Source organism: Corynebacterium sp. HMSC06D04, assembly GCF_001807315.1.
GTDB classification, from domain to species: Bacteria; Actinomycetota; Actinomycetes; order Mycobacteriales; family Mycobacteriaceae; genus Corynebacterium; species Corynebacterium simulans.
Genome location: NZ_KV788540.1, coordinates 54,652 through 80,542, shown reverse-complemented (window position 1 = coordinate 80,542; position 25,891 = coordinate 54,652). Strand labels below are relative to the sequence as shown.

The window sequence follows — 25,891 nt, the reverse complement described above, 5'->3', positions numbered from 1 at the left end:
AGACTGCGGTTGTGGGGTTATGGTTCCGCTTTTTGCTGTTTCTTATGGCTAAACCGTCTTGCTAAATGCCTGGCTCAATGTCGACGAGCCCACGCTCAGTCAGAATGACATCAACTGGGCGGTCGTGTTCTTCCTTTGGCACATCGCGGACCTCGCTGGAGTGGACCATGGCAATGACCTTGGGCTTGCCGGGAATAAGTGGAGTAAGCGCGCGGTCGTAGTAGCCAGCGCCCTTTCCGAGGCGGTAGCCGCTCTTGTCCACTGCCATCGCTGGAGCAAAGATGAAGTCGAGCTCAGCCAAGATGGAGCTGGGGAAGCGCTCGCCGGTTGGTTCTGCGATGCCGAGCGCACCGGGTTGGAGGCTCTCGGGGCCTTCGTAAAGCGCCCAGTAAAGTTGTCCATCGTCGCCAGAGATAGGCAGATATACCGCCTTACATGCCTGTGTCAGGGTGTGGACAAACTCGCTGCCGCCGGGTTCTGAACTCAGAGGGTTATAGGCTGCGACCTGCATATCGGGGCTTAGAAGTTGGGCGGCCGCGTTGCACCAGGCGGCGTCAGCAGTGGCCTTCTCCTCGGGGCTGCGGGTGCGGCGGGCATCGAGAAGCTCCGCGCGCAATTTTTGCTTTTGCTTGGCTATCTCAGTCATAGAACAAATAGTAATTGCTGGTGTATCGCTGCACGAAAGCAAAAGTTCGGCCTGTAAGCTCAAACTTATGGCTAATAACAACGAGGGATCCCTGCACGGGATTAAGACAGTTGTCGTGCCGGCAGCGGGCCTGGGTACCCGCTTTTTGCCGGCCACCAAAACTGTTCCGAAAGAACTGCTCCCTGTGGTTGATACCCCGGGTATCGAACTCATCGCGGAGGAAGCCGCCTCGGTTGGTGCGCAGCGTCTAGCAGTTATTACTGCCCCCAACAAGCAAGAAGTGATGCGTCACTTCGATGCCTTCCCGGAGCTTGTTGAGACCTTGGACGCGCGTGGTAAAGATGAGCAGGTTGCGAAGGTGCGCCGCGCAGGCGAGCTCATCCACCCGATCTCGGTGGAGCAGGAAAAGCCGCTTGGCCTAGGTCATGCGGTCGGTCTTGCAGAATCCGTATTGGACGATGACGAGGACTGCTTCGCCGTCATGCTCCCGGATGACATTGTCTTGCCGGCGACTGTCATGGAGGAGATGGCACGCGTGCGCGCTGCCGTCGGCGGCTCGGTGCTGTGTGCATTCGAGGTCGAGCGCGAAGAGACCTTCAACTACGGTGTCTTCGACGTGGAAGATACCAACGCACCTGGCGTGAAGAAGGTCGTTGGCATGGTAGAAAAGCCAGAGCCTGAAGATGCGCCTTCGAACCTAGTAGCCACCGGTCGCTACCTGCTAGACCGCAAGATCTTCGACGCGCTGCGCCGCATTTCCCCAGGTAAGGGCGGTGAGCTGCAGCTAACCGACGCCATCGAGCTGCTCATCCAGGAAGGCCACCCGGTCCACGTGGTGGTTCACCGCGGAAAGCGTCATGACCTGGGCAATCCCGGCGGATATATTCCGGCAAATGTGGACTTCGGCCTGCACCATGAGAAGTATGGCCCGGCTTTGTACAAGGCAATCAAGCAGATCATTGCCGAGTATGAGGCTGAAAAGGGCATCAACTAATCTAGGTCAGAAGACAAACAGGGAAGGCGGCAATCTATGCGTTCAGTAGATGATCAGCTTGCGATGATTACTGATGCGGCGGTGACACCGGAACCAGTGCGTATCGCGATTGCGAACTCGCTGGGACTGATGTGCGCTGAGGAAGTGCAAGCCAATCAGCCGCTGCCCGGATTTCCGCAGGCGGCAATCGATGGCTACGCAGTGCGCGCCGTTGACGTGGGAGGCGAGCGTGCTTTGAAGGCGCGGCGCGCTACTGAAGAGGACGCAGAAGGGGAGCAAAAGGGCCCTGAGGTTGAGCGTTCCATCCCCGTGGTGGGTGAGGTTCCGGCGGGTTCGCGCCAGCCACTGCGCTTGCAGCCGAAACAGGCGGTGCGCGTTTACACCGGTGCGCCTTTGCCCACGCTTGCCGACGCCGTCCTTCCCCTCGAATGGACAGACCGCGGCCGCAAGCGCGTGACGGCGCATCGCCCTGTGCGCTCGGGTGACTTTGTGCGCCGAGTTGGCGACGATATCCAGCCGGGCGATGTCGCAGTTTCTTCGGGAACTATCCTGGGACCTGCGCAGATTGGCCTTTTGGCCGCTGTCGGTCGCTCAAAGGTTTTGGTCTATCCGCGCCCGCGCGTGACCATCTTGTCCTTTGGTAAGGAACTCGTGGACATCGATCGCGAACCGGGCCTGGGGCAAGTATTTGACGTTAACTCCTATTCCTTGGCCGCTGCGGCGCGGGAAGCAGGCGCTGACGTACAACGCGTCGGCATCGCGGAAGGCGAGCCGCGACGAATCCGCGAGGCGCTGGAAACACACATCGCCCGCAGCGAGGTCCTGGTGATCTCCGGTGCGGTCGGCGGCGCCGGTTCTGAGGCAGTGCGTGAGGTGCTGCGCGAGCTCGGCGATATCGATACCTCCCGCGTGGCCATCCACCCGGGGTCGGTGCAAGGCTTTGGCTTGCTGGGAGAGGAGCGCGTTCCAACGTTCCTGTTGCCTTCGAACCCGGTCTCGGCATTGGTCATTTTTGAAGTATTCGTGCGCCCGCTAATTCGCCTTTCTCTGGGCAAGCGCAATGCAAATCGCCGCGTCGTGCGTGCTCGCGCGCTCAACCACATGGATTCGCGTCCAGGTCGCCGCGGTTTTATCCGTGCGCGTTTGATGCGTGACGCTGAGACTGCCGACTACCTGGTCGAGGGTTTGGGCGGCGCGAGCGGTGCGCCGGCCCACCTGTTGGCGGGTCTTTCGGAGGCTAACGCGATGATTAGGATTCCGGAAAGCGCCACTGAGATCCGCCCAGGTGACGTGGTGGACGTGCTCTTTTTGACGCAGCGCAGCTAGGCATGCTGGATCCTTTCGGGACTGCGGCGGGGCGCCTGCGTGTACCTGCGAGTGGGCCGCCGCGTGAGGAACACCCTGGGTGGCCGGAGTCCACGCCGAGCGTGCGCCTTGCGCCTTCCGACGTCCTGCCGGAGGGCGGAGTTCTCCGCTTGCGTCCGCTGATGCGCGGCGATGGCCATGACTGGCGCCGTCAGCGCGTCATCGATGAGCAATACTTACGCCCGGTCGAACCCACCATTCCAACGACGTGGGAAACCGCGCATTCGGGAAATGATTGGTGGAACCATCTGATGTTCCTGCGCGACAACGCGCGCATGGGCAGCATCATCCCTCTGGTGATCGAGCTGGATGGTCAGTTTATGGGCCAGGTGACGCTGGGAAATATTCAGCACGGCAGCATCGGGGAATGCTGGATTGGCTACTGGGTCCATTCCGCAGTTCACCGTGCCGGCGTTGCTACGGCAGCGTGCGCACTGGGCGTTGACCACGCCTTCCGCCGCGTAGGTATGCACCGCGTGACAGCGACCTATTTGCCAGAAAATCCTGCCTCAGGCAAGGTCCTGAAGTCCTGTGGTTTCCGTGAAGAGGGATATCTGCGTCGCAACCTGCATATCAATGGCGCCTGGCGCGATCACTACTTTGTGGCGCTCAACCGCGAGGACTATCCGAACACCGCTGTCGCGCGGTTGCGGGCAGAGGGGCGACTTCTTTAGCCGGGTGCCCCAGTTGGCGGGTAGATTTCGCCACTGTTTTCACACAAGTCACAACATTGTAATTTCCCCGATTTTGAGTCTTTATAGGGGCGGATAAGGCGCTAACGTTGAGTCAAACTCTGCACCCTACGGAAGGCCACCCATACCGTGTCCACTGCTGTGCCCATTATCGCCATCATCGTGGTCTGGGCTTTTATCTTGGCACCTTGGCTGCTGCGTTCGCAGCGTCCGATGAGCCACACAGGCGAAGCCTTTGATGACACTCGCGTGTTGTTCGAAGGCGACTCCGGAAACGTCGCCGCGCGTCGCCGCCCGCGAGTTAACAAGCGTGACGTGCGCCGTTTTGAAGACGATACCGAAGATTACGAAGTCGTCGACGCTAGCGATATCTCCGTGGTTGACGAGGAAGAAACCCCTGCCGTGACCATCGCCGGTGCCGCAGCAAAGGCTAAGGCGAATCCGCGCCAGCCGGGCGCGCAGCTGTCTGATGAGCCTGATGGCGATGACGCAGTAAAGGCGGACGCACCGGAGACCGTTGAGGGTGAAATTGTCGAAGAGTCCGGTAAGGCCAAGGCCGAGACTCCGGCGAAGGAAACAACCCCAGCCGGCTCCGCTGTCCCAGTTTCGGCGCAGCAGGATAAAAACGAAGAGTCGGAGGACACAGCGAGCGAATCCGAAGAAGATGAGCTCCTCATTGAGGATGAAACCGAAAAGGATAAGCCTGCGGATCTGAAATCCAAGCTGGCGGATGACGCGGAGGCGGCAGAGGTCTTCAGCGCGCCAGCAGTGGCCGAGGTCGCAGACGATGCTTACGACCTTGATTCGGCATATACCTCGCCTGTGGACTTGATGTATCCCGGCGCGGTCGACACCGAGGAACAGGTGAGCCAGATTCCACAGGCCATCGAGTCTGTCGAGGAATCCGAAACTGAGATGGATGAGGATACTGATCTATCTGAGGATGAGGTTGCTTTTGCGCAGCGTCGCCTTGGGCGCGGCGGCTGGGATCCGGTAGCAGAAAAGGCTGCTTCCGCAACCCGCTACCAGCGCCGTCAGCGTACGCTGTTGGGTCTTTCCTTGGCGGTTGTTCTCACCGTGTGCTTGGGCATCGTAGTAGGTAGCTGGACCTGGTGGTTTGCGGGAATCGCCGGCATCGTCACCATGATCTATTTGATTGCTCTGCGTACCCAGGTCCGTCAGGAGCAGGCATTGCTGCGTCGCCGCGTGTACCACCTGCGCCGCGCCCGTCTCGGCGTCCGCAGTGCAGAAGATGATGAACTGGCCATCCCGCGTAGCCTGCGCCGCCCAGGCGCTGTAGTACTGGAAGTTGACGATGACAGCCCGGACTTCGACCATCTGCCGGTCCATTATGATGACGATGAATTCGACGGCTTCGACGGACCGCACGTGAGCAATCGCCAGCGCCGCGACGACCTCGCATCACGCCGCGTGAGCTAGATGCCTTCGTGAACTAGATATTCTGAACTGGATGCTTGAAAGCATCCAGTTCACTTTCCCAGACCCCGGACGTTCCGCGGCGATGAGAGCCAATGAGATGGGCATCTACCATGCCGATGGCTTCCATTAGCGCGAAACAGGTAACGGGGCCTACGAAAGTAAAGCCCTCCTTCTTCAAGGCCTTGGATAATTCCTTGGCCTTGTCGGTCGTTTTAGGGATGTCTTCCATATAACGCGGGTAGAGATTTTCCTCCGGCCTGAAGGACCAGATGAATTCGCTCAAGCCGCCCTTTTCACGCAATTTCACCGTGGCATCTGCATTGTTAATGGCAGCCTCAATCTTGCGGCGATTCCGAATAATCTCCGGGTTATTGAGTAGACGCTCTACTTCAGCTGCACCAAAAGCCGAAACGATATCCGGGTCGAAGCCAGCGAACGCAGCGCGGAAGGCTTCGCGCTTACGCAGGACAGTGGCCCAAGACAGCCCTGACTGGAAGCCTTCCAAAGTTAAGCGTTCAAAAAGTCCCGCTTCATCGCGGACCGGCATTCCCCACTCGGTGTCGTAGTACTCGCGCAACAGGGGAGAGGCCATCGCCCAAGGCGGACGGCCAACTCCCTCGGCGTCGTAGACCAGCCCGGTTCGCTCCGAGCTAGGCGTGTACTCGGGGGCTGAGGCGTTTGGGGTGCCTATGGTGTCTGCGATGCCTGTGGTGGCCTTATCGCTTTCCGCTTCCTGTGGCTCGGCAAAAGGATTCGTCATGGTCATGTCTTTTCTTTCGGTTGAATGTGTAAGCGCATTTGGCTCTTGCACTATTTGACTGCCTTTTGCTCGCATCGGTTCCAAGCGGCTGTCGATGAGCTGTGCGTTAGGGGTATATACAGTTGATTCGCCAGCACCTAGGGGTTCCAGGGTAGTGTATTTCTCATGAATAGACCCGCCGTTCGCGATACCGCGCTGCTGCTTTTGCGAGCAGTCCTAGGCCTCGTTTTCGTCGCGCACGGTGTTGACAAAATGTTCTTCGCCGGAATCGATGAGACCACAGGGCAGTTCTCTGCAATGGGAATTCCGCAGCCTCATGTTTCCGCGTATATCGCAGCATTGGGTGAGATGATCGGTGGCTCCCTACTCGTCGTCGGGCTTTTGACCACCTTTGTCGCTGGCGCCCTGGCGCTGTTTATGGCGTGTGCATTGTATTTTGTGCACCTAGGCCATGGGCTTTTCGCTGCGGACGGCGGCTTTGAATACCCAGCGGTGCTGATTGCCTCGCTGGTGATGATTGTTGTCTTCGGCTCCGGCCGCGTCAGCTTGGATGGAGTGTTGAGCCGTGTTGACGCATGAGGAAATCCAAGCGGCAATCTCAGCGCAGCTCGACGGTGAACCCACCGACGTTTCTAGCGATGTCATTGAAACTCACGTGGAAAGCTGCGAGCAGTGCCGTGCTTACCGCGACAAGGCCGCGGCGCTTTCCCGCTCATTGAGCTTCGTCGAATCGGCCGAAGGAATGGCACCCCCACAAGATCTTTCTGAGGTCATCATCGCCGGCGTTGAGCCAGAGTGGCGCCGTGCCTCCAGCGCACGTCAGACCACGCTGACGGTAGCGCGCGTTGCACTCGTGGTACTCGGATTGCTCTTTTCTATCTGGGCTATCTTCGTGGTGGTTAGTGCTTCCGGGCTCGCCGTCACCGGCGCCGAGGGAACACTCGACCCTACCGCTGATCCTGAACGTGCACGCCTTCTCATCGAGGGCGCGGCCTTGCGCTTCGGCCTGGCCATCGGTTTGTTCTTTGCTGCCTGGCGGCCAGCATCCGTTCCCGGCATGCTGCCGGTTGCAGCAACCATGTTTGCCTTCCTTTTTGGCTTTACCATGCGCGATATTGCGCTGGGCACAATCATGATGAGCCAGATATACATTCTCCTGGCCACCGGTATCAGCGCGATTGTCCTGGCTTGGGCTTGGGTAGCCCATAAAGGTTATTCAGCCGCCGATTTCTGGCGTTCTTTGAGCGCGAATCCGCATTAAGAGATCGCGCTGAGAAACCGGATTACAGGAATCTAGGTCCAAGAGTTCAGCCACATCATCGACTCGTACCACTTGTCCGGAATCATGAAGCCATAAAGAATCGGCGAGAAGTAGATGAACATCGTTACTACCAAGCACAAGTAGCAAATTGCTACGAATGTGCCAGTCCGGATTTCCCCGCCAGCAAGCGAAGTCAGCCAGTCCCAAGAAATCCTCTTGCCGTGTCCAATCATCTGGCCCAGCGCGAGGGAGATCAGCACGATGACAAACGGGATGAAAGCCGTGGCGTAGAAGAAATACATTTGGCGGTCGAACGCAGCCAACCAAGGCAGGAAACCTGCTGCGAATCCAACCAACGGGATGAGGAATGCGCGGTTGCGGCGCACCAGCAGTGACCATAGACCCCACAACACGGCTGGAATGACCAGCCACCAAATGGCAGGCGTGCCAAAGAGATAGAGCATCTCGCGGCAGGTGCCGGCGCCGCTGCACTGCAGATCAGTAGAGGAGTAGTAGAGGATGGGGCGGGCCGCCACGAGCCAAGCCCAAGGCTTTGAATCCCATGGGTGCGAGTGCCCGCTGGAGGTAGTCAGGGAAGCATGAAATTCCAAGACCGAAGAGTGGTAGTAGAACCAACCAGCGAGTGCATCGGGCAGGGCCTGCAGCGGGGATTCTTCAGCAATAGTTCCATCCACCTTGGCATGGCGGAACACGGAGGTTTCGGAGGCAAACCATGCGCGCCAAGTCCATACGTAAATAGCTAGCGGAACCAGCACTAGGGAAGCCAGAGCTGCCGGGGTATCGCGGATGAGCGTGCCCAGTACGTAGCGGCGTACGTGATAGCGGCGTCGCAAAGCAAGATCGCTAAAGACCGAAAGCAGGCCAAAGAACATGATGTAGTACAGGCCAGACCACTTCACGCCAAGGGCTAGGCCGAGGAAGACGCCTGCGATGAAACGCCACCAGCGGAAGCCAAAACGCGGGCCAAAATCGGACGAGCCCATATTGCCCGTGATAAAAGCCGTGTGCAGGCGTAAACGCATCTGGTTATGGTCGCGGGCCAGTGCCCATGCGGCCGCGACGATGAAAAAGACCTGGAAGATATCCAGCATTCCGAACTTTGAAGAAACCAAAAGCACGCCATCGCATACCGCAATCAAGCCGGCCATCGTGGCAACCTGCCAGGAACCAGCGACGCGGCGGGCGAGCGCCATTGTCAGCAGCACGGTACCTACACCAAAAAGCGCTGCCATCAGGCGCCAGCCAAGCGGGCTATAGCCAAAAACAGACTCGGAAACAGCAATGATTTGCTTAGCCAGCGGCGGGTGAACCACCAGGCCATAGCCTGGATTGGACTCGATGCCGCCGATAAAGAGGTTGTCCCAGCTACGCACCATGTCGAAGGCCTGCGGAACGTAATGCTTCTCGTCGAAGACTGGCGTGCCCTGCGAGACGGGGGCGGAGAGCCTGATGAAACGGGTGATGAAAGCTAAAACTGCAATGACGCCGGTGCTGACCCAATCTGCTTTGCCCCAAGCATAGGAGGTAGGAGCAGCAGGGGCGGCGAAGGCATGCTTGCCACGCGGCTTTCCTGCTAGCTTGGCCTGTGGGGTGCCTGCGGGCTGCGAAGAGTCAGTAGCAATAGTCACTTAGATGAGTTTAGGCTACGCGGCGGACCCCTGGGGATTCTGCTTGTGCAAAGGTGTGGAAAGCTAGGGGACATGAATACTTCGTTTCGTCTAGATCCCCTTCCACGCGGAGTAATTGTGGCAGCCACCCCTCTGGGTAATATCGCAGATGCTTCGGCACGACTCATGCAGGCGCTGCAGCATGCCGACATCGTGGCGGCGGAAGATACGCGCCGCGTCCGTAACCTGGCGCAGGCTCTGGGGATCGAAATCCGCGGCAAGGTGGTCTCCAACTTTGATCACAACGAAGAAGGACGCGCAGCCCAACTTGTCGAGGCCGCTCGTTCCGGCACCGTTTTGGTTGTCTCCGACGCGGGTATGCCTCTGGTTTCTGATCCAGGGCACTCCATCGTTGCTGCAGCAGTCGAAGCTGGGGTGCCGGTGACGTGCTTCCCCGGGCCATCTGCGGTGCCCACCGCTTTGGCTCTGTCCGGTCTCGGCGTCGGTCACTTCCTCTTCGACGCCTTTGCTCCACGCAAGGCCGGACCGCGCAAAGCGTGGCTGGAATCGCTGCGCGGTGAAAAGCGCGCCATTGTCTTCTTTGAATCGCCCCACCGTTTGGCGCAGACGCTTGCCGACGCCGCGGCGGTTCTGGGTGAAGACCGCCCCGCTGCCGTGTGTCGCGAACTGACAAAGACCTATGAAGAAGTAAAGCGCGGAAGCTTGGGTGAGTTGGCAAAGTGGGCTGAGGACAATGCTCGCGGTGAAATCACGGTTGTTATCGAGGGTGGGGAAGAGGTCCCCTCATCGCTTGAGGAACTGGTGGATAAGGTCCAGCGCCGTGTGGCAGATGGAGTGCGCGCGAAGGATGCTTGCAAGGAAGTCGCTGCCGGTACTCAGGTGTCTAATCGCGAACTTTATGACGCCTTCTTGAGTGCCCGTGACAGCGAAAAATAGTGTTAAATGCCCAATTGTTGCAGGATTGTTATAGCCAAAAGCTCACGGGAGGATAAAAGACCTGCATATGCTGGTTAATTTTCATTTGCGTGGCTGATTGTAAAGTAAGATTATCCTGCAAAAATGCTGGATTTAGGCGGCTGTACTGCACATATAAGTTTGACGCCTGGCATTAGCCGCCCTCATTCTGGAGTGCATGACTAATCCAGAAACAGATTCGAATACGGCAAAGGGTACGGATCCGGCGTCCAGTGCGGCGCCGGTTTCGTCTGAGGAGTACCAGACCGTTGATGAGAAGCTGGAATCAGCATCTGCGACGAGTCAGCTACAAGACATGCTCGGCAATGAGGACTTCGCTCCCCATGAGATGACCGAGCCTGAAATTGAAATGGCAGCCGATGACAACGCTCCAATCGACTGGACCATCGTCGGCATCGCTGGCGTGCTCATTGCCGCCATCGTTGCATGGGGCTTGGCTGCTCCGACCAACTTTGCGAACTTCGCTAGCGATGCACTGAGCTTCGTTGTTAACGACTTTGGTTGGGCCTACGTCCTCTTCGGCACGATTTTCGTTGTATTTGTTATCTTCATCGCCGCCTCCAAGTTCGGCACCATCCGCTTGGGCCACATCGATGAAGAGCCTGAATTTTCTACGCCCTCTTGGATTGCGATGATGTTCGCGGCCGGCATGGGCATCGGCCTGATGTTCTACGGCGCATCTGAGCCGCTGAACTACTACCTCAACGGAGTTCCTGGCCATGATGCTAAGGAAGTGGGCACGTCGATGGCTACGGCGATGTTCCACTGGACCCTGCACCCATGGGCTGTTTATGCCATCGTTGGTCTCGCAATTGCGTACTCGACCTTCCGTATTGGCCGCAAGCAGCTGCTGAGTCAAGCATTCGTGCCGCTCATCGGCCAGCGCGCTGCCGATGGTTGGGTTGGCAAAATCATTGACATCCTGTCCATTTTTGCAACCGTCTTCGGTACCGCATGTTCCCTGGGTATCGGTGCAACCCAGATCCAGGCTGGTATCCAGGCTTCTGGCCTCATCGACAACCCATCCCAGAAGGTCGTCGTTGGCATCGTCCTCGTGCTGACCCTGGCCTTCCTGCTTTCCGCAATGTCCGGCGTGGGCAAGGGCATTCAGTATGTCTCCAACGCGAACATGGTTATGGCCGCACTGCTTGCCATCTTCGTATTCATCCTTGGCCCAACCGTTTCCATCCTGAACCAGATTCCGGGCTCCATCGGTAGCTACCTGGATGCGTTCACCGAGATGATCTCCCGTACTGCTGAGTCCAACAACGGCGAAGCAGGCGAGTGGCTGTCCACCTGGACCATCTTCTACTGGGCATGGTGGGTCTCTTGGTCCCCATTCGTCGGTATGTTCCTGGCACGCATTTCCCGTGGCCGTTCCGTCCGCGAATTCTGCATCGGCGTCATGCTGATCCCGGCTGGTCTTTCCACCGTGTGGTTCGCCATCTTCGGTGGCACCGCAATCCACATGGAGCAGAAGGGTAACTCCATCACCGGCGAGTCCTCTGAGGTTGAGCTGTTCAACCTGCTGCACAACCTGCCTGGTGGTTTCATCGCCGGCATCATCGCAGTTATCTTGCTGGCAACCTTCTTCATCACCTCCGCTGACTCGGCTTCTACCGTTATGGGCTCGATGTCTCAGAACGGTGCATCCAACGCTAAGCCATGGCTGTCCGCAGCATGGGGCGTTGCCACCGCGGCTGTTGGTCTGACCCTGCTGCTGGCTGATGAGGATTCCCTGTCCAACCTGCAGAACGTCACCATTGTGGCTGCGCTGCCATTCCTGTTCATCGTTGTGGGCCTGATGTGCGCCATCTACAAGGCACTCAGCAACGACGTCATCTACTTGGAATACCGCGAGTCCCAGGCATTCCAGCGCAAGCTTGCCCGCGAGCGCCGTCTGCACCGCGAGTACCAGCGCGCTGAGGAGCTCAAGAAGCGTCGTCAGCGCAAGCGCGCTCAGCACAAGTAAAGCTAAAGCAAGCGATTTAGTCGCTTCCTAAAGCTTCTTTACGCACCCTCCTGCACAATCGTGCAAGAGGGTGCGTTTCTTTATGCGTCTTTATGCGCGCAAATATCCTTGTGCGTGGATCTTTCGCCATTGTCGATGTGCCCCCCTCAACGCGCGCTGTTGACCAAGGCTTCGATAAAGTGGTGGGCATGACTGAGTCGGTAGTAGTAAATGTTGCCTGGCCGTATGCCAACGGCCCCCGCCACATCGGACACGTGGCAGGCTTTGGTGTTCCTTCTGACGTATTCGCACGTTTCCAGCGAATGCGTGGCCGCAACGTTCTCATGGTTTCTGGCACCGATGAGCACGGCACTCCGTTGCTGGTGCAGGCCGACAAAGAAGGCGTGACCGTTCGCGAGCTCGCGGACCGTTATAACCGTCAAATTGTCACCGACCTCGCCGGCTTGGGCCTGTCCTATGACCTGTTTACCCGTACCACCACACGCAACCACTACGCGGTAGTGCAGGAGCTGTTCAAGGGCCTTTATGAAAACGGCTACATGCTCAAGGAAACCACCAAGGGCGCCATCTCGCCGTCGACTGGCCGTACCTTGCCTGACCGCTACATCGAGGGAACTTGCCCAATTTGTGGGGCTGAGGGTGCGCGCGGCGATCAGTGCGATAACTGCGGTAACCAGCTTGACCCAGTAGATCTGATCGACCCAGTTTCCAAGATCAACGGTGAGACCCCGGAGTTCATCGAGACCGAGCACTTCCTCCTCGACCTGCCTTCCGTGAAGGACGCACTGGAGGAGTGGTTGAAGACTCGCGAGGACTGGCGTCCAAACGTCCTGAAGTTCTCCCTGAATTTGCTCGAAGACATGCGTCCGCGCACCATGACCCGCGACATCGACTGGGGCATCCCAATTCCGGTAGAGGGCTGGGAGGAAAACTCCGCAAAGAAGCTCTACGTCTGGTTTGACGCTGTCATCGGTTACTTGTCCTCTTCCATCGAGTGGGCGCATCGCACCGGAAACCCGGATGCATGGAAGGATTTCTGGCAGAACGACAAGGCTCGCCATTACTACTTCCAGGGCAAGGACAACATCACCTTCCACTCGCAGATTTGGCCTGCGCAGCTCCTGGGTTACGCCGGTAAGGGCGCGAAGGGCGGCGAGGTGCACAAGTTTGGTGAGCTGAATCTACCTACCGAGATTGTTTCCTCCGAGTACCTGACGATGTCCGGCTCGAAGTTCTCTTCTTCGAAGGGCGTTGTCATCTACGTCAAGGACTTCTTGGCGGAGTTCGGCCCGGATGCGCTGCGTTACTTCATCTCCGTGGCCGGTCCAGAAAACAATGACACGGACTTTACGTGGGACGAGTTCGTGCGCCGTATCAACAACGAACTGGCCAATGGCTGGGGCAACCTGGTCAACCGCACCGTCTCGATGGCCTACAAGAACTTCGGCGAAGTCCCAGCTCCCGCCGCACTGGAAGAAGCTGACAAGGCCATCCTGCAGCTGGCGGAGGAGACCTTCGAGACTGCCGCAGGCTACCTCGAGCAGTCGAAATTCAAGCAGGCTATTACCGCCGTCATGCACGTCGTTGGTGAGGCGAATGCTTATATTGCAGCGATGGAGCCATGGAAGCTGGCCAAGGATGAGACCCAACGCGAGCGTCTGGCCACCGTCCTGTGGACCGCACTCCAGGTGGTCTCTGACTGCAACGTCATGCTCACCCCGTTCCTGCCGTTTACCGCGCAGAAGGTCCACGAGACCTTGGGCCGCGATGGCATTTGGGCGGCACAGCCTGAGGTACGCGACGTCGTGGATGATATCCCGGTTGAGCTCGTAGGCGTTGGCCTGCCGCCGGAGAATCACCCGTACCCAATCATCACCGGTGATTACACCGCCCAGCTGGCGGCATGGAAGCGCGTAGACGTCGAGCCTGGCACTGAGCTTTCCAAGCCGAAGCCGCTCGTGGCAAAGCTTGACCCAGAGCTCGGTGAGACCGGCCCTGAGTGGGCACCCGTCCAGAAATAGGATGGTGGCTCGTCGAAGCATCGCGGCCGCTCTCGCTTTTGCGGTCGTTACCTTAACTGCGCTGAACCTGCGCGCCGGAATCGCCTCCGTGGCGCCGGTGCTGGGCGATATCAGCGCAGCTTTTGGCGTTGGCCCTGCCATCGCCGGGACCCTGACAGCCCTTCCTGGTCTGTGTTTCGCACTGATGGGCTGGGCCGCCGTTCCTATCGCGCGGCGTTGTGGCCTGACCACGACTCTTCTCGGCGGCGCAGCGGCACTCGTGGTGGGGCTTGCCGTGCGCCCATGGGTAAGTAGTTTCGCACCCTTCGTTGCGCTCACGCTGCTCGTAGTCGGCGGCATCGCTGTCACCAACATCTTGTTGCCTGCATGGATCAAGACCTACGGAACTGCGCGCACCGTGGTGGCGTTGATGACGACTTACACCACCGTGCTTGGCGTATCGAGTGCCCTTGGTCCAATGTCTACCCACCTGGGTGGCTGGCGGATGTCGTTGTTTGCGTGGGCAATCCCCGTCGCCCTGCAGGTAGTGGGGTGGCTGATTGCCTGTAAGCACACCGGCGTCGATCCAGTGCAAAGCCCGGATACCGCGGCGATTCCGATGCGCCGTTCGCGTACCGCTGTTGCACTTCTTTTCTTCTTTGGCCTGCAATCCACCATGGCTTATGCACAGATGGGGTGGCTGCCCACGATGCTTGAAAGCCGTGGGGTCTCCGCCTCCCGGGCCAGCCTGGCGCTCGCGCTCATCGGCGCCATCAACGTCGTCGGCGGGCTCATCATGCCGATTCTCATTGAGCGGCTGCGAGATCTCCGTCCCGTTCCACTGGTTTTGTCGGCTGCTACCTTGGCCGGCTGGCTGGGTGTGCTCGTCAACGCGAGCGCAGCGCCGCTTACCTGGGCCACTCTGATGGGCATCGGCGGAATGTGCTTCCCGCTGGCCCTCGCCCTGATTGCCGCGCGCACCCGGCAGCCGGAGGTAACAGCACGCCTTTCCGGCTTCGTGCAGCCGGGTGGCTATATTCTGGCTGGCGTATTCCCGTTCCTCTTCGGCGTTCTCGCGCAAGCAACCGGCGGCTGGGAGGTTCCGTTGGGTGTGCTCATCACACTTACCCTAGCGATGTCGGTGGCAGGCGTTGCCGCCGCCCGCTCGGTCTACATCGACGACGAGCTCCTGTCGAAGTGACGTTGCAGGTGCACTAGGCCCAGACGCACTCCGTCCTTGGTGTGGATATTGGGCATGCGGCCGGTCTCTTCGAAGTGGAACTTCTTGTGCAGGCCGATGGAGGCTTCGTTGGTATCGACGATGTAGGTGATCATCGTCTGCACGTAGTCGTTGTCCTTGGCATCGTCGACCACGGCGCACATGAGCTCGTTGCCCACGCCCTTGCCGCGCGCCGAAGGAGCGACGTAGACGGAGTTTTCTACGGTGCCGTAGTAGATGGCTGGCGTTACGAATTGGAAATAGGCAGCCCAACCGATGATCTCATCGTCTTCTACGGCAACGAAGACGGGGTAGCCGTCCTTTTCCATTTGTTCGAGCCACTCGGCACGATCCTCGACGGATTCTTGCCAGGTGACCAAGTTGGCCGCCGGGGTAGCGGCGGAGGCGGCGTTGTAGATGGAGGCGATTGCGGCGGCGTCGGCAGGCGCGGCGGGACGTACGTGCATAGGTGTCAGGGATCCTTAAACAATAAGAAGCTGCGGGGCTAAACGAGCAGCTGCAAATGGGCGAGATTTAGCCAGTGTCCCCTCTTGTAGGACACCTCTTTGAACGTTCCTACATTGGCAAAACCGAACTTCTCATGCAACTTGATGGATGCGACGTTGGTGTCCACACCTTGGCCTTGGGCTGCCGGATCTAAAAAAGGTGGTTTCGCATGCGTTCCAGATTACAATTGCGTCCATGTCTAAAAAGAAGCCACGCCCAGTCCCTGTTCCAGCAGAAGGCTTGTCACAGCTTGTCGACGCCCATACACACCTAGCCTCCTGCAAGGACCCAGCCGCCGACATCGTGTCCCGCGCTGGTGCTGCAGGGGTGTCGCGCATGGTAACGGTAGGCGATGGCTTGGAAGAAGCCGAGCAGGCGTTGCAGGCCGCGCACGAATTTTCCAATGTGTGGGCAGCGTGCGCCATCCATCCCACCAAGGCGCAGGAATTGGACGAGCAGGCACGTACGCGCCTGGCGCAGATGGCTGCGGACCCACGCTGCGTGGCAATCGGGGAGACCGGCCTCGATACCTATTGGATTAAGCATGAGCCGGAATCCACCGCACCACTTGAGGTACAAGAAGAGGCGCTGCGCTGGCACATGGATCTGGCCAAGGAAACCGGTAAGGTCCTGATGATTCACAACCGCGAGGCGGACGCGGACCTGTTGCGGGTGCTTGGCGACGCCGAGAATGTCATGTTGCACTGTTTCTCCTCGCCGTTTGATGTGGCGAAGGAAGCACTCGAGCGCGGCTGGGTGTTGTCTTTTGCCGGCAACGTGACCTTTAAACGCAACGAAGAGATGCGCGCGGCGGCAGCCGCCGCGCCGGCAGGCCAGCTGCTGGTGGAAACTGACGCTCCGTATATGACCCCGGAGCCATTCCGCGGCGCACGCAACGAGCCGACCTTCATCGGGCATACGTATAACTGCATAGCTGACGCGCGAGGCATGCGTGTCGAGGAGCTGATCGAAGAGGTTAACCAGACGTTCACTTCGATATTTGGCCTCTCCTAGGCTAGATTTAAGCATTCATGCTCACATCTGTGACGATATTCACATTCGGAGTTTTGCCTGCTCAGCGGTGGTGGACGTGCCGAATGTGAAAGCAGTGCTGGAAGTGGTGTAGGTAGAAAAATCGTTTTCGACTACATCCTGCTGTTATCGTATCGTTATTCAAAGATTTGCTCTGCTTCCCCCCGTTTTCGATGAGAGAGTTTCATGAACCAGATTAAGCGCATCAATTCTTCCCGTTCCCTGCCTCTGCGCCTTGCCACCGGTGGTGTGCTCGGTACTTTGGCAGTGGGCGGAGTCGTCGCTGTTTCTGCGCAGAAGGACATCACCGTTGACGTCAACGGTGACAAGGTCGAGCTGGCCACCTTCGCGGGCAACGTCGATGAGGCGCTGCAGGCTGCGGGCGTTAACGTCGGCGGCGAGGATCTCGTGTACCCGGCTCCTTCTGAAGAGGTTGCCGACGGTGACAACATCACCGTGCGCACCTCTAAGCCTGTTGCCGTTACTATCGACGGCGTCGAAAAGCAGCTTTCTTCCACCGATCTCACCGTTTCTGATCTTTTGGGTGATTTAGACGGCGTAAAGCCCGGTGCTTCTGTTACCTCCGGTGACAAGAAGGTGGAAAAGGATGACGCTCTGGAAGATGGTATGGAGTTGGAGGTTACGTCGCCGAAGATCGTCAAGATCAACGACGGCGGCAAGATTACCTACACCAACATTGCTGCTAAGACCGTCAAGGACGTCATCGAGGAGCGCGGCATTGGCGTGGATGAAGATGACCGCGTCTTCCCAGCCATGGACACCCCGGTGACCAACGGCATGTCCATCAAGGTTGATCAAGTTTCTACCACCTTCTACGACGCCACCGAAGAGTTCGAGGCAGAGCCAAACTACGTCGATGACCCAGAGCTCGAAGAGGGCACCGAGGAAATCCGCGAGGAAGCCGTCAAGGGTGAGCGTAAGGTCACCCGCAAGCTGGTGATGAAGGATGGTGCTAAGGAATCCGAGGACGTAGTCAAGGAAAAGGTCGTTACCGAGCCGGTCGCTGCCACCATCGCCCGCGGCACCAAGAAACCTGAGGCTGGCGGTGCGGCTGCACCTGCCGTAGCCGATGGCTCCGTCTGGGACTCCATCGCACAGTGTGAGGCAACTGGTAACTGGTCCATCAACACTGGTAACGGCTTCTCCGGCGGCCTGCAGTTCACCCCGTCCACCTGGGCTGGCTTCGGCGGCACCGCATATGCGCCGGAAGCATGGCAGGCAACCCGTGAGCAGCAGATCGCTGTGGCCGAGAAGGTTCAGGCCGCACAGGGCTGGGGCGCATGGCCTGCTTGTACCGCGAAGCTGGGGCTGCGCTAAGCATGTAGCCCTTTAGGTGCTAATTCGCGCCCCGTTCAAAGCCCGCGGAAGCGGGCTTTCTTTGTATCCGGAAAACCTCGACTACTCTAAATTGCATGACTGAACCCAAACTGCTCGGGCCCGTGGAAATCCGCCAATTGGCCGAGAAGCTGGACGTGACCCCGACGAAGAAGCTGGGACAGAACTTCCTGCACGATCCCAACACCATCCGCCGCATCGTTAGTGCGGCGCAGTTGCAGCGGGAAGACCGCGTCGTTGAGGTAGGCCCCGGCCTGGGATCTCTGACTTTGGGCCTGCTTGAGGCAGTCGATGACCTTACGGCGATAGAAATTGATCCACGCCTTGCAGCGCAGCTGCCGGATACCATCGCGCAGCGCGCACCGGAGCAAGCAGGCAACCTGCGGCTCGTGGAAAAAGATGCGCTGCGTATTACGGCAGGCGAGTTGGGCGAGCCGACTGCGCTGGTGGCAAATCTGCCGTACAACGTCGCGGTGCCGGTTCTTTTGCACATTCTGGAACTTTATCCCTCCATCCGCCGCGTACTCGTCATGGTTCAGCTTGAGGTGGCAGAGCGTCTCGCCGCCAAGCCTGGCAGCAAGGTCTATGGCGTTCCTTCGGTGAAGGCTTCCTTCTACGGCAACGTCCGGCAGGCCGGAACCATCGGCAAGAACGTCTTTTGGCCGGCGCCGAACATCGAGTCTGGCCTAGTGCGCATCGACTGCTTCGAGAATGCGCCGTGGCCTATCAACGATGAGACGCGCAAGGCGGTTTTCCCACTTGTCGACGCCGCCTTTGCACAGCGCCGCAAGACCCTGCGCGCGGCACTCTCTGGTCACTTCGGCGGCGGCCCTGCCGCGGAAGAGGCTCTAGTGGCAGCCGGCATCGACCCGCGCCAGCGTGGTGAGAAGCTGGCCACCGAAGACTTTGTCCGATTGGCAGGTGTGAATTGTTAATTCGTGCTCGCGCCCATGCGAAGGTCAACCTGCACTTAGGAGTCGAGGCAGCGCGTCCCGACGGCTTCCATGAACTCGCCACCGTCTTTCAATCGCTGAATATTTCTGATGTGGTTAGCCTCGAAACGCTTGAGGATAGCACTCCTGCAGCGATGACCACGGGCCCAGTCGTGCAGGAACTGCGCGCGAGCGGTACCTATGCCGCAGGCGTGCCGGAAAATGACAAGAATTTAGCATGGCGAGCCGTCGAAGCGGTAGCGGATGCAGTACGCGGCGAGCGCGAGCTTGCCTTGCCCAAGGTCAGGTTGCAGCTAGAAAAGGGGATTCCCGCCGCCGGCGGCATGGCGGGCGGTTCTGCGGATGCGGCCGCGGCATTGCGCCTGGCCGCTCACGCATTTGCTGACTTCGGCGCTGTAAGTGAAGAAGAACTTCTAACACTGGCAGCGCGCCTAGGCTCTGATGTGCCCTTCACGCTAATCGGCGGCACGGCGTTGGGCACGGGTCGCGGCGAGAAGTTGGCGCCGATGCTTAGCCGCGGAACGTATACGTGGGCCATCATTACCAATGCGGAAGGGCTGTCCACTCCGGCCGTCTTTGCCAAGATTGATGAGCTTCGCGCAGCGGGGAAGGGCAGCCACCCCACCATGGACACTTCTGCGGTGGCGCAGGCGCTGATGAGCGGGCGTCCCGAGGCTCTCGCAAAGGTGCTGCGCAATGACCTGCAAGCGGCAACTCTTTCTTTGCGCCCAGACCTACGCAAGATTCTGGACACTGGAATGGCCGCCGGTGCACTGACTGGAATCGTCTCTGGCTCTGGTCCTACCTGTGCCTTCCTGTGCGAGGACGAGGAGACCGCTGGTGAAGTCGTGGCCCAAGTGATGTTCGATAACAAGGGCACCCGTGGCATTGTGACCACCTCGCCGGCACCAGGAATCGAAGTAATTTAGGGTGTTATTAAAAAGTAAAAGCTGCAGTAGGGCAAAGTCCCCTCACTGCAGCTTTTGTTTATCTAGAGCACAGCCATCTCGGTTGGCTTGATGTCCAGCTTGAAGCGGTTTACTTCCTTGCCCTCGAAGAGGTCGATGACAACGAGTTCCTTCTTGTTGGCATCGGTGACGAATGCGTAGCCGTCTTCCGCCTTGAGGATCGGTCCAGGCAGCTGCCATTCTTCGTTCTCGCGCCACTCGGAGATGGCGTCGATCTTCTTGGTAATCTCGCCGGTCTCTGGGTCGATGACGTTGAGCTTGCCGTCGTAAGTCAGCACGAGGGCCTCTCCTAGCGGGCCGCGGGCCAGGGAACGGAACCAGTAGGAGGAACCGAGGTCAACCTTTTTGGCGGAGTAGTCCTTGGTGTTGATGAGGGAGACAGAGGTTGGGCGCTCGAACTCGGCGTCCTTTTCGGTCTTGTTGTCAGCCAAGATGACGTCGGATTCCTCAGAGCCGGCGGAGTTGCCGGAGCGCTGGTAGCCGTCTTTGCCCGCGTAGGCGGAAACGTCGATCTTGTGGAACTCCTTGCCGTCGAAGACAACTGGGCCGTCCTCGCAGCCGAAGAAGAGCTTGCCGTTTCCGGCGGTAGCCTCACCGTGAACGCCTGGGCACTTGGTGGTCTCGGTCAGGACCTTGCCGTCTTTGGATAGATGCTGGATGGTGTGGCGCTCGTCCTCGGTGCCCTTGGTCATGACGACGGAGCCGTCCTTGAGCGGAACGGCAACACCGTGATGTGCTGCGCCGGATTCGAAGGTCTTGACGTCTTTCGGGTCGCCAGCCTGGTCGGTTGGGAAGACCTGTGCGGTGCCTTCGCCGTCAGAGAAGAGAGCGGTGAAGCCGTCGTGGTGGACCACATGGCCGGCGTGCGGCGCCTCGATCTCGGCGTCGGAAAGCTTAGGCTCGGCGGTGTAGTAGTGGTTGTGATCGCCGTGCGGCTTGGTGATGAGGCCGGAGTCGAAGCTAAGGAACTTATCGCCTTTGGTGACCATGACGTGGCGGTTATCGCCAGCGTTGGACAGGCGCAGGAATGCAGGAATTTCCTCTTCCTCGATGACCTTGCCGGTTTTGGCGTCGTAGGTCTTCAAGCCGCCTTCGTGGGAGATGACCACGCGATTGGGTAACTGAGCAACTTCGGTCTCGCCCTCGCCGGCCTCCATTCCATCGTGTTCATGATGGTGGCCTTCATGATCGTGCTCGTGATCGTGGCCCTCGTGATCGTGGCCCTCGTGTTCGTGCGACTCAGTCGCGGCATCGTTGGCCGGGGCCTGCTCATCAGCGGGCTTGGAGCAGGAAGTGACAAGGAGTGTTGTTGCGGAGACAGCGGCAAGGATAGATAGCGCAGATTTCTTCATACCCGTTTAGACTATTTAGAGTAATTTTCATTTGCAATAGTCTGAGGTGGTGAGGGGGGTAACTGCGCGCTAGGCACTAAGATGGTTAAACGTTATGGCGAACCTTATTAACCTGGAAAAAGTTTCCAAATCTTTCGGTCTGCAGACGCTGCTCAACGGGGTGTCGTTGGGTGTTCAAAGCAGGGACCGCATCGGAATCGTTGGCGTGAATGGCGGCGGCAAGACCACGCTGCTGGAGGTGCTCACCGGTATCGAGCCACCGGACGAGGGGCGTGTGTCCCACAATTCTGACCTGCGCATGGCCGTGGTGACCCAGCGCTTTGAGCTTGATTATGCCCTGACTATCGCCCAGGTCATCATCGAACCGCTCAGCCTCGAGACCTTCGAATGGGCCTCGAATGCCAAGGTGCGCGACGTTTTGGGCGGCCTCGGAATCGTGGAACTGGGCCTAGATACGCCGGTAGGTTCTCTGTCTGGTGGCGAGCGCCGCCGCGTTAACCTGGCCGCTGCATTGGTCCAGGAGCTTGACTTGATCGTGCTCGACGAACCGACCAACCACCTGGACGTGGAAGGAGTGCAGTGGCTGGCACAGCATCTCCTGGCGCGCAAGATCGCAGCTGTCGTAGTCACCCACGACCGCTGGTTCCTCGATACCGTGGCAACCACCACGTGGGAGGTGCACGACGGCGTGGTCGATCCTTATGAGGGCGGATACAACGACTGGATTTATGCCCGCGCCGAGCGTGCCCGTCAGGCCGATGCGATGGAGCAGCGCCGCCAGAACCTGGCGCGTAAGGAGCTAGCATGGCTGCGCCGCGGCGCGCCGGCGCGTACCTCGAAGCCGCGCTACCGCGTGGAAGCGGCAGAGGCACTTATCGCTGATGTCCCAGCACCGCGCAACAAGGTTGAGCTCATGGCCTTTTCCAAGCAGCGCCAAGGTCGCGTGGTCATTGAACTTGAGGATGCCACGATTGCGACGCCGGATGGCCGCGAACTCGTTGACCACCTCACGTGGCGCTTGGCCCCGGGTGAGCGCATCGGACTGGTCGGCGTGAACGGTTCAGGCAAGACCACGCTGCTGCGCGCCCTGGCTGGCGAACATCCACTCGCCGCGGGCAAGCGCATTGAGGGGCAGACGGTACGTCTGGGCTGGTTGCGCCAGGAACTCGATGACCTTGATCCGCAGCGCCGGCTAATCGACGCCGTGGAGGACGTGGCCACCTACGTCCAACTGGGCAAGAAAGAATTGTCTGCCTCGCAGCTTGCAGAACGCCTGGGCTTTTCCGCTAAGCGCCAGCGCACCCCGGTGGGGGACTTGTCCGGTGGTGAGCGTCGCCGCCTCCAGCTAACGCGCGTGTTGATGGCAGAACCAAACGTGCTGCTGCTCGACGAGCCAACTAACGACCTCGACATCGACACTCTCCAGGAACTGGAGTCCTTGCTCGATTCTTGGCCGGGCACGATGGTGGTCATCTCACACGACCGCTACCTCATTGAGCGCATTGCGGATAATACCTATGCGCTTTTTGGCGACGGAAAACTCACCAACTTGCCAGGCGGCATTGACGAATACCTGCGCCGCCGCGCCGCCCTCGACGCGGCTCAGCCCGCAGGCGTGGTCAACCTCGGCGAAAGCGCGAAACAGGATTCTGCTCCCGACGGCAGCGGCAATGGCGCAGGAAACGCCAAGAAGGAATCTACCAAGCGCCTGTCCTCCCAAGAGGAACGCGAGTTGACCAAGAAGATGAATGCCTTGGAGCGCAAAATGGGCAAGCTCGACGAGCAAGCCACCAAGCTCAACGCCGAGATGGCCGAGGTGGCAGGCGCGGGCGACATCGACACCGCGAAGCTAACCGAGTTAGACAGCAAGCTGAAGGAAGTAACCTCTCAGCGCGAGGAGCTTGAGATGGAGTGGCTAGAGCTTGGCGAGAAGCTCGAAGGCTAAGAATGCGTAGATAACAATGCTATTGCGATCTCGCTTTCAGCACTGCCTAATACTATTCAGCTCGCCCCAGTGTGTGGCACGGTGGAGGATATGAAACTGACGCGCCGTATTCTCCCCGTTTCCATCGCCCTTACTCTCGCAGCCGGCAGCTTGGCTCCTGCACACGCTCAGCTTCCGGATTTCTCCTCCCAGCTACCTGCGGGCATCCCGGCAGATGTCACCGCTGGCAGCTCCCAGTTCATTCCAGCTGGCGTCCCACAGGTCGAACTGCCACCGCAGGCTTATGACCTTGCAAAGCAGTACAACATTCAGCTTCCGCCGTTTGTCAAGCAGCCAGCTCCGGAGGTAGCTCACCACCTCGTCGGCGCCACCACTGAGCACCTGCGCAAGCAGGGCCACGTTGAGGATCCGAACGCTCGCAACATCGCTCAGGAATGGGCTGACCAGGGCGCGGCTGGTGCTCTTACCTACCGCAGTAACGTCGGTGACGGCCGCACTCACTTGAACGAAGGCAGCGGCAACGTCTACCGCCTGACCATTCAGGAAGCTCACGACCGCCTCAACTGGCTCAACCGTGACGTTCCAGTTACCCCAGCACCGGGCAAGCACTTCGGCGTAGCCACCAGCTTTGACGGCAACTTTGTCTACCTCGCCGAGTACTTTTTCAACTAGCTAATGCGGCCGGCTCTACGCCTAATAGCGTGGCGCTCGAATCAACGAAATTGGTGCTCGCGCGCAGATCTACAGAGCAGCTAAAGAAACCCACGTTTCGGGTACCGGCTGCGTCCTCCATAGTCACGCTGCCGGTGCCTGCATAGTGGACGATTCCGTCCTTTAAGATACGGTCGGTGACCATGTCAGGCGCGCCGGGAAAGTTCACTGTCTCGGGGCGGGCGGCAAGGTCTTGCACGGTGGCCTCACAGACCTGAGCCGCACGGTTGATATTGATCCATCCGTAGTACTTCGAAATTGAGCGGGTCATCGACAACGCAGTCACCGCGACTGCTCCCACCACAAGAAGAGCGACGCCGAGTTTTTGACGGCGTCGCCTAGCGCTTAGTTCCTTCGCCAGCGAACTCATGAAGCCTCCACTAGGGCAGCGGGGGCAATGCCAGAGACTTCGGCGCGGCTCGTGACAAAGCTATGGGTACGGAAACTCACCAAGCAGTCATAGGTGCCTTCATCCTCAACGCCCTCATCGTTGATGAAGATGACCTCACCGTGGGCGGTATAAACACGCATGGGCGCGCTGATCTTTGAATCCGTTTCCGGGATGGTCTCAGTAAGGAACATTGCGCGCTCCGGAATCTTGGCCTGCTTGAGCACCTCGCGCTCACACAGCGGGCGTGCTGCGTGATAATCGGCCCAGTTGCGGGCAGCCTCTCTGCCAAGGATCGTACCTACGCACAAAATCAGTCCGCAGACGACGATAAAACCCCGAGTGCAATCCATCGGCGAAGCCTCCGGCGCCACAGCGCGCGGCCTTCGTCCAAAGAGATTTGCGTAGTTACAGGAGGGTAGGGGCCTTTCTAAAGAGGATTCTTACACAATATAGTATTTGGCTACTGTTGCCGAAGGCGATCTGGGTGGCGCGTGCTGTGCTCGTTGGTGAAACCCCCAATCATGCCGCTGTGCTGCATCGTGGCGGACGAAAATACACATACGTACGATGGGGCTCATGATTTTGATTAACGTAAAATTCCACGTAAAGCCTGAATACGCAGAAACCTTCCTCGAGGAGATCGACTGGTACACCCAGGCTTGTAATGCGGAGCCGGGTTGCCTGAACTTTGATTGGTACCGTGATCCGGAGGACCGTCAGCGCTTCCTCCTCTTTGAGGCTTATGCCGATGGCAAGGACGTCGAGCACGTCGAGGGCGAGCACTTCAAGCGCTCCTGCGAGGAGTTCCCGAAGTACCTGCTTGAGACCCCAGAAATCATCAACGTCCACATCGACGGCAAGACTGAGTGGGACCGCATGGCCGAATACAAGGTCGAGTCCTAAGGCACTGGCTTAAAAGTAATCTGCCTCCCTGCACCGTGTATACAACCACGCAGCGCAGGGAGGCGGACTTTTTTATTTGGGCAATCTAGGCCGCGACGCTAAGAAGGATAATCAATAGGGCCGCAGGTACTAAGAGCCCAGCGAGGATAAACCAGGAATTTTTCTGCCCAAAGTTGAATTGGGAAGAACCGCTGGGAAGGGGCACCATCGCGCGGGTATCTGTGGGGTCGTAGTAGAACAATCCGTAACGAAGCTTGCCCGCTGTAGAGGAGTCAGGAAATTGTTCATCCAGCTTTTTATTTATGCTATTCAACCTGAACACGAGCCAGACGCAAACCACAAGGATGGCAACGACTAAGCAGGGGAAAATTAGCGGTCTAGGGCCGCTGAGAAAGATTCCAGTGAGCGCGAACGCCGTGCAGATCGCCGTTAGGGCGAAGAACCAAAAGCTTAACGTGGGAAGGATAGCAGCGGAGTGAGCACGGCTACGCTCGATATCAACCGCAGAAGCCTGCGAATAGCTGCTTGTGGTTGTCTTGGTGCTTTGTTGCGTTATTCCGATAGTTACTGCTGATGTAATCGTGAGAACGAGAGGTACAAGTAACGCAAAACCAATTGCATTTCGATAGGTCTTTGGCATCCATGCATCAGGTTCGCCTCGACCATTGAAATGCTTGGGTAGCGGGTCTGGGAGGCTGTCCCAGCCGAGAATTACAACTATTGCGGCGACTAGCGCAAGCGCTGCCGTGGCGGCCAACCAAATCCATTCCTTGCGTAGAGCTGTCAACAGGAAGTTCCTC

Annotated in this window: 25 protein-coding genes; 17 read left to right on the top strand and 8 right to left on the bottom strand. The window is 58.7% G+C overall.

Features of this window, described 5'->3' with window-relative positions:
• Positions 1 to 61: 61 nt before the first annotated feature.
• Positions 62 to 646 (bottom strand): 5-formyltetrahydrofolate cyclo-ligase, encoded by a 585-nt coding sequence (locus HMPREF3155_RS05455; protein ID WP_061921300.1) that lies wholly within the window; start codon positions 644 to 646, stop codon positions 62 to 64.
• Positions 647 to 713: 67 nt separating this feature from the next.
• On the opposite strand from HMPREF3155_RS05455, the gene HMPREF3155_RS05450 reads away from it, so the two are divergent.
• The 4 genes from HMPREF3155_RS05450 to glpR all read left to right on the top strand — a co-directional run bounded on the left by HMPREF3155_RS05450 (position 714) and on the right by glpR (position 5,137).
• Positions 714 to 1,640, top strand: a complete 927-nt coding sequence (locus tag HMPREF3155_RS05450; protein WP_061921302.1) for a UTP--glucose-1-phosphate uridylyltransferase — start codon at positions 714 to 716, stop codon at positions 1,638 to 1,640.
• Between the two features lie 36 nt (positions 1,641 to 1,676).
• Positions 1,677 to 2,966, top strand: coding sequence for a molybdotransferase-like divisome protein Glp (glp, locus tag HMPREF3155_RS05445; RefSeq protein ID WP_061921305.1), 1,290 nt, complete (start codon positions 1,677 to 1,679; stop codon positions 2,964 to 2,966).
• 2 nt (positions 2,967 to 2,968) lie between these two features.
• Positions 2,969 to 3,679, top strand: a complete 711-nt coding sequence (locus HMPREF3155_RS05440; protein ID WP_070432756.1) for a GNAT family N-acetyltransferase — start codon at positions 2,969 to 2,971, stop codon at positions 3,677 to 3,679.
• A gap of 147 nt (positions 3,680 to 3,826) precedes the next feature.
• A complete protein-coding gene (glpR, locus tag HMPREF3155_RS05435) occupies positions 3,827 to 5,137 on the top strand; it encodes a divisome protein SepX/GlpR (RefSeq protein ID WP_061921311.1) in 1,311 nt (436 codons plus the stop codon).
• A 13-nt stretch (positions 5,138 to 5,150) separates the two neighbouring features.
• Here glpR and HMPREF3155_RS05430 read toward each other — a convergent pair whose 3' ends face one another.
• On the bottom strand, positions 5,151 to 5,903 hold the full coding sequence (locus HMPREF3155_RS05430; RefSeq protein WP_246815609.1) for a DNA-3-methyladenine glycosylase I: 753 nt from the start codon (positions 5,901 to 5,903) through the stop codon (positions 5,151 to 5,153).
• A 159-nt stretch (positions 5,904 to 6,062) separates the two neighbouring features.
• Here HMPREF3155_RS05430 and HMPREF3155_RS05425 point away from each other — a divergent pair, with 159 nt between their 5' ends.
• The gene (locus HMPREF3155_RS05425; protein WP_061921314.1) at positions 6,063 to 6,476 is read left to right on the top strand and encodes a DoxX family protein; all 414 of its coding nucleotides are present in this window, start codon (positions 6,063 to 6,065) and stop codon (positions 6,474 to 6,476) included.
• Positions 6,463 to 7,158 (top strand): zf-HC2 domain-containing protein, encoded by a 696-nt coding sequence (locus HMPREF3155_RS05420; RefSeq protein WP_061921319.1) that lies wholly within the window; start codon positions 6,463 to 6,465, stop codon positions 7,156 to 7,158. Before HMPREF3155_RS05425 ends, HMPREF3155_RS05420 begins: the two co-directional genes overlap by 14 nt.
• A gap of 32 nt (positions 7,159 to 7,190) precedes the next feature.
• On the opposite strand, the gene HMPREF3155_RS05415 is transcribed toward HMPREF3155_RS05420, so the two are convergent.
• Complete coding sequence (locus HMPREF3155_RS05415) at positions 7,191 to 8,801, bottom strand: dolichyl-phosphate-mannose--protein mannosyltransferase (protein ID WP_141744801.1); 1,611 nt, start codon at positions 8,799 to 8,801, stop codon at positions 7,191 to 7,193.
• 78 nt (positions 8,802 to 8,879) lie between these two features.
• On the opposite strand from HMPREF3155_RS05415, the gene rsmI reads away from it, so the two are divergent.
• From rsmI to HMPREF3155_RS05395, 4 genes are all read left to right on the top strand, one after another.
• Positions 8,880 to 9,743, top strand: a complete 864-nt coding sequence (rsmI, locus tag HMPREF3155_RS05410; protein WP_061921326.1) for a 16S rRNA (cytidine(1402)-2'-O)-methyltransferase — start codon at positions 8,880 to 8,882, stop codon at positions 9,741 to 9,743.
• 196 nt (positions 9,744 to 9,939) lie between these two features.
• A complete protein-coding gene (locus HMPREF3155_RS05405) occupies positions 9,940 to 11,754 on the top strand; it encodes a BCCT family transporter (RefSeq protein WP_061921329.1) in 1,815 nt (604 codons plus the stop codon).
• Between the two features lie 188 nt (positions 11,755 to 11,942).
• On the top strand, positions 11,943 to 13,775 hold the full coding sequence (metG, locus tag HMPREF3155_RS05400; RefSeq protein WP_061921501.1) for a methionine--tRNA ligase: 1,833 nt from the start codon (positions 11,943 to 11,945) through the stop codon (positions 13,773 to 13,775).
• A gap of 1 nt (position 13,776) precedes the next feature.
• Positions 13,777 to 14,955: an MFS transporter gene (locus tag HMPREF3155_RS05395; RefSeq protein WP_061921332.1), complete on the top strand. Its 1,179-nt coding sequence runs from the start codon at positions 13,777 to 13,779 to the stop codon at positions 14,953 to 14,955.
• On the opposite strand, the gene HMPREF3155_RS05390 is transcribed toward HMPREF3155_RS05395, so the two are convergent.
• Positions 14,925 to 15,440 (bottom strand): GNAT family N-acetyltransferase, encoded by a 516-nt coding sequence (locus HMPREF3155_RS05390; RefSeq protein ID WP_061921335.1) that lies wholly within the window; start codon positions 15,438 to 15,440, stop codon positions 14,925 to 14,927. The genes HMPREF3155_RS05395 and HMPREF3155_RS05390 overlap by 31 nt on opposite strands.
• A gap of 235 nt (positions 15,441 to 15,675) precedes the next feature.
• Between HMPREF3155_RS05390 and HMPREF3155_RS05385 the strand changes: the two genes are divergently transcribed.
• The 4 genes from HMPREF3155_RS05385 to HMPREF3155_RS05370 all read left to right on the top strand — a co-directional run bounded on the left by HMPREF3155_RS05385 (position 15,676) and on the right by HMPREF3155_RS05370 (position 19,750).
• Positions 15,676 to 16,494, top strand: coding sequence for a TatD family hydrolase (locus HMPREF3155_RS05385; RefSeq protein WP_061921338.1), 819 nt, complete (start codon positions 15,676 to 15,678; stop codon positions 16,492 to 16,494).
• 204 nt (positions 16,495 to 16,698) lie between these two features.
• Complete coding sequence (locus tag HMPREF3155_RS05380) at positions 16,699 to 17,850, top strand: resuscitation-promoting factor (protein ID WP_061921341.1); 1,152 nt, start codon at positions 16,699 to 16,701, stop codon at positions 17,848 to 17,850.
• A gap of 95 nt (positions 17,851 to 17,945) precedes the next feature.
• Positions 17,946 to 18,803, top strand: coding sequence for a 16S rRNA (adenine(1518)-N(6)/adenine(1519)-N(6))-dimethyltransferase RsmA (rsmA, locus tag HMPREF3155_RS05375; RefSeq protein ID WP_061921344.1), 858 nt, complete (start codon positions 17,946 to 17,948; stop codon positions 18,801 to 18,803).
• Positions 18,797 to 19,750 (top strand): 4-(cytidine 5'-diphospho)-2-C-methyl-D-erythritol kinase, encoded by a 954-nt coding sequence (locus HMPREF3155_RS05370; RefSeq protein WP_082778571.1) that lies wholly within the window; start codon positions 18,797 to 18,799, stop codon positions 19,748 to 19,750. The genes rsmA and HMPREF3155_RS05370 overlap by 7 nt, the downstream gene beginning before the upstream one ends.
• 62 nt (positions 19,751 to 19,812) lie before the next feature.
• Here HMPREF3155_RS05370 and HMPREF3155_RS05365 read toward each other — a convergent pair whose 3' ends face one another.
• Positions 19,813 to 21,141: an NHL repeat-containing protein gene (locus HMPREF3155_RS05365; protein ID WP_061921349.1), complete on the bottom strand. Its 1,329-nt coding sequence runs from the start codon at positions 21,139 to 21,141 to the stop codon at positions 19,813 to 19,815.
• Positions 21,142 to 21,235: 94 nt separating this feature from the next.
• On the opposite strand from HMPREF3155_RS05365, the gene HMPREF3155_RS05360 reads away from it, so the two are divergent.
• The gene (locus tag HMPREF3155_RS05360; RefSeq protein WP_061921352.1) at positions 21,236 to 23,086 is read left to right on the top strand and encodes an ABC-F family ATP-binding cassette domain-containing protein; all 1,851 of its coding nucleotides are present in this window, start codon (positions 21,236 to 21,238) and stop codon (positions 23,084 to 23,086) included.
• Between the two features lie 90 nt (positions 23,087 to 23,176).
• Positions 23,177 to 23,758 carry a hypothetical protein gene (locus HMPREF3155_RS05355; protein ID WP_201040673.1) on the top strand — a complete coding sequence of 194 codons (582 nt, stop codon included), beginning with the start codon at positions 23,177 to 23,179 and terminating at the stop codon, positions 23,756 to 23,758.
• Here the strand turns inward: HMPREF3155_RS05355 and HMPREF3155_RS05350 are convergent.
• On the bottom strand, positions 23,751 to 24,167 hold the full coding sequence (locus HMPREF3155_RS05350) for a hypothetical protein (RefSeq protein ID WP_061921358.1): 417 nt from the start codon (positions 24,165 to 24,167) through the stop codon (positions 23,751 to 23,753). The genes HMPREF3155_RS05355 and HMPREF3155_RS05350 overlap by 8 nt on opposite strands.
• Positions 24,164 to 24,538 (bottom strand): hypothetical protein, encoded by a 375-nt coding sequence (locus HMPREF3155_RS05345; RefSeq protein ID WP_141744799.1) that lies wholly within the window; start codon positions 24,536 to 24,538, stop codon positions 24,164 to 24,166. Before HMPREF3155_RS05345 ends, HMPREF3155_RS05350 begins: the two co-directional genes overlap by 4 nt.
• 226 nt (positions 24,539 to 24,764) lie before the next feature.
• On the opposite strand from HMPREF3155_RS05345, the gene HMPREF3155_RS05340 reads away from it, so the two are divergent.
• Positions 24,765 to 25,091 (top strand): putative quinol monooxygenase, encoded by a 327-nt coding sequence (locus HMPREF3155_RS05340; protein ID WP_070432755.1) that lies wholly within the window; start codon positions 24,765 to 24,767, stop codon positions 25,089 to 25,091.
• Between the two features lie 85 nt (positions 25,092 to 25,176).
• On the opposite strand, the gene HMPREF3155_RS05335 is transcribed toward HMPREF3155_RS05340, so the two are convergent.
• On the bottom strand, positions 25,177 to 25,878 hold the full coding sequence (locus HMPREF3155_RS05335; RefSeq protein WP_168161736.1) for a DUF1648 domain-containing protein: 702 nt from the start codon (positions 25,876 to 25,878) through the stop codon (positions 25,177 to 25,179).
• Positions 25,879 to 25,891 lie beyond the last annotated feature (13 nt).

What these genes read in the sequence shown, in the direction of transcription:
- HMPREF3155_RS05455 (WP_061921300.1), bottom strand. Translation starts at nt 646, where the DNA reads ATGACTGAGATAGCCAAGCAAAAGCAAAAATTGCGCGCGGAGCTTCTC.
- HMPREF3155_RS05450 (WP_061921302.1), top strand. Translation starts at nt 714, where the DNA reads ATGGCTAATAACAACGAGGGATCCCTGCACGGGATTAAGACAGTTGTC.
- glp (WP_061921305.1), top strand. Translation starts at nt 1,677, where the DNA reads ATGCGTTCAGTAGATGATCAGCTTGCGATGATTACTGATGCGGCGGTG.
- HMPREF3155_RS05440 (WP_070432756.1), top strand. Translation starts at nt 2,969, where the DNA reads ATGCTGGATCCTTTCGGGACTGCGGCGGGGCGCCTGCGTGTACCTGCG.
- HMPREF3155_RS05430 (WP_246815609.1), bottom strand. Translation starts at nt 5,903, where the DNA reads ATGACCATGACGAATCCTTTTGCCGAGCCACAGGAAGCGGAAAGCGAT.
- HMPREF3155_RS05425 (WP_061921314.1), top strand. Translation starts at nt 6,063, where the DNA reads ATGAATAGACCCGCCGTTCGCGATACCGCGCTGCTGCTTTTGCGAGCA.
- rsmI (WP_061921326.1), top strand. Translation starts at nt 8,880, where the DNA reads ATGAATACTTCGTTTCGTCTAGATCCCCTTCCACGCGGAGTAATTGTG.
- HMPREF3155_RS05405 (WP_061921329.1), top strand. Translation starts at nt 9,940, where the DNA reads ATGACTAATCCAGAAACAGATTCGAATACGGCAAAGGGTACGGATCCG.
- metG (WP_061921501.1), top strand. Translation starts at nt 11,943, where the DNA reads ATGACTGAGTCGGTAGTAGTAAATGTTGCCTGGCCGTATGCCAACGGC.
- HMPREF3155_RS05395 (WP_061921332.1), top strand. Translation starts at nt 13,777, where the DNA reads ATGGTGGCTCGTCGAAGCATCGCGGCCGCTCTCGCTTTTGCGGTCGTT.
- HMPREF3155_RS05390 (WP_061921335.1), bottom strand. Translation starts at nt 15,440, where the DNA reads ATGCACGTACGTCCCGCCGCGCCTGCCGACGCCGCCGCAATCGCCTCC.
- HMPREF3155_RS05385 (WP_061921338.1), top strand. Translation starts at nt 15,676, where the DNA reads ATGTCTAAAAAGAAGCCACGCCCAGTCCCTGTTCCAGCAGAAGGCTTG.
- HMPREF3155_RS05380 (WP_061921341.1), top strand. Translation starts at nt 16,699, where the DNA reads ATGAACCAGATTAAGCGCATCAATTCTTCCCGTTCCCTGCCTCTGCGC.
- rsmA (WP_061921344.1), top strand. Translation starts at nt 17,946, where the DNA reads ATGACTGAACCCAAACTGCTCGGGCCCGTGGAAATCCGCCAATTGGCC.
- HMPREF3155_RS05365 (WP_061921349.1), bottom strand. Translation starts at nt 21,141, where the DNA reads ATGAAGAAATCTGCGCTATCTATCCTTGCCGCTGTCTCCGCAACAACA.
- HMPREF3155_RS05360 (WP_061921352.1), top strand. Translation starts at nt 21,236, where the DNA reads ATGGCGAACCTTATTAACCTGGAAAAAGTTTCCAAATCTTTCGGTCTG.
- HMPREF3155_RS05355 (WP_201040673.1), top strand. Translation starts at nt 23,177, where the DNA reads ATGAAACTGACGCGCCGTATTCTCCCCGTTTCCATCGCCCTTACTCTC.
- HMPREF3155_RS05350 (WP_061921358.1), bottom strand. Translation starts at nt 24,167, where the DNA reads ATGAGTTCGCTGGCGAAGGAACTAAGCGCTAGGCGACGCCGTCAAAAA.
- HMPREF3155_RS05345 (WP_141744799.1), bottom strand. Translation starts at nt 24,538, where the DNA reads ATGGATTGCACTCGGGGTTTTATCGTCGTCTGCGGACTGATTTTGTGC.
- HMPREF3155_RS05340 (WP_070432755.1), top strand. Translation starts at nt 24,765, where the DNA reads ATGATTTTGATTAACGTAAAATTCCACGTAAAGCCTGAATACGCAGAA.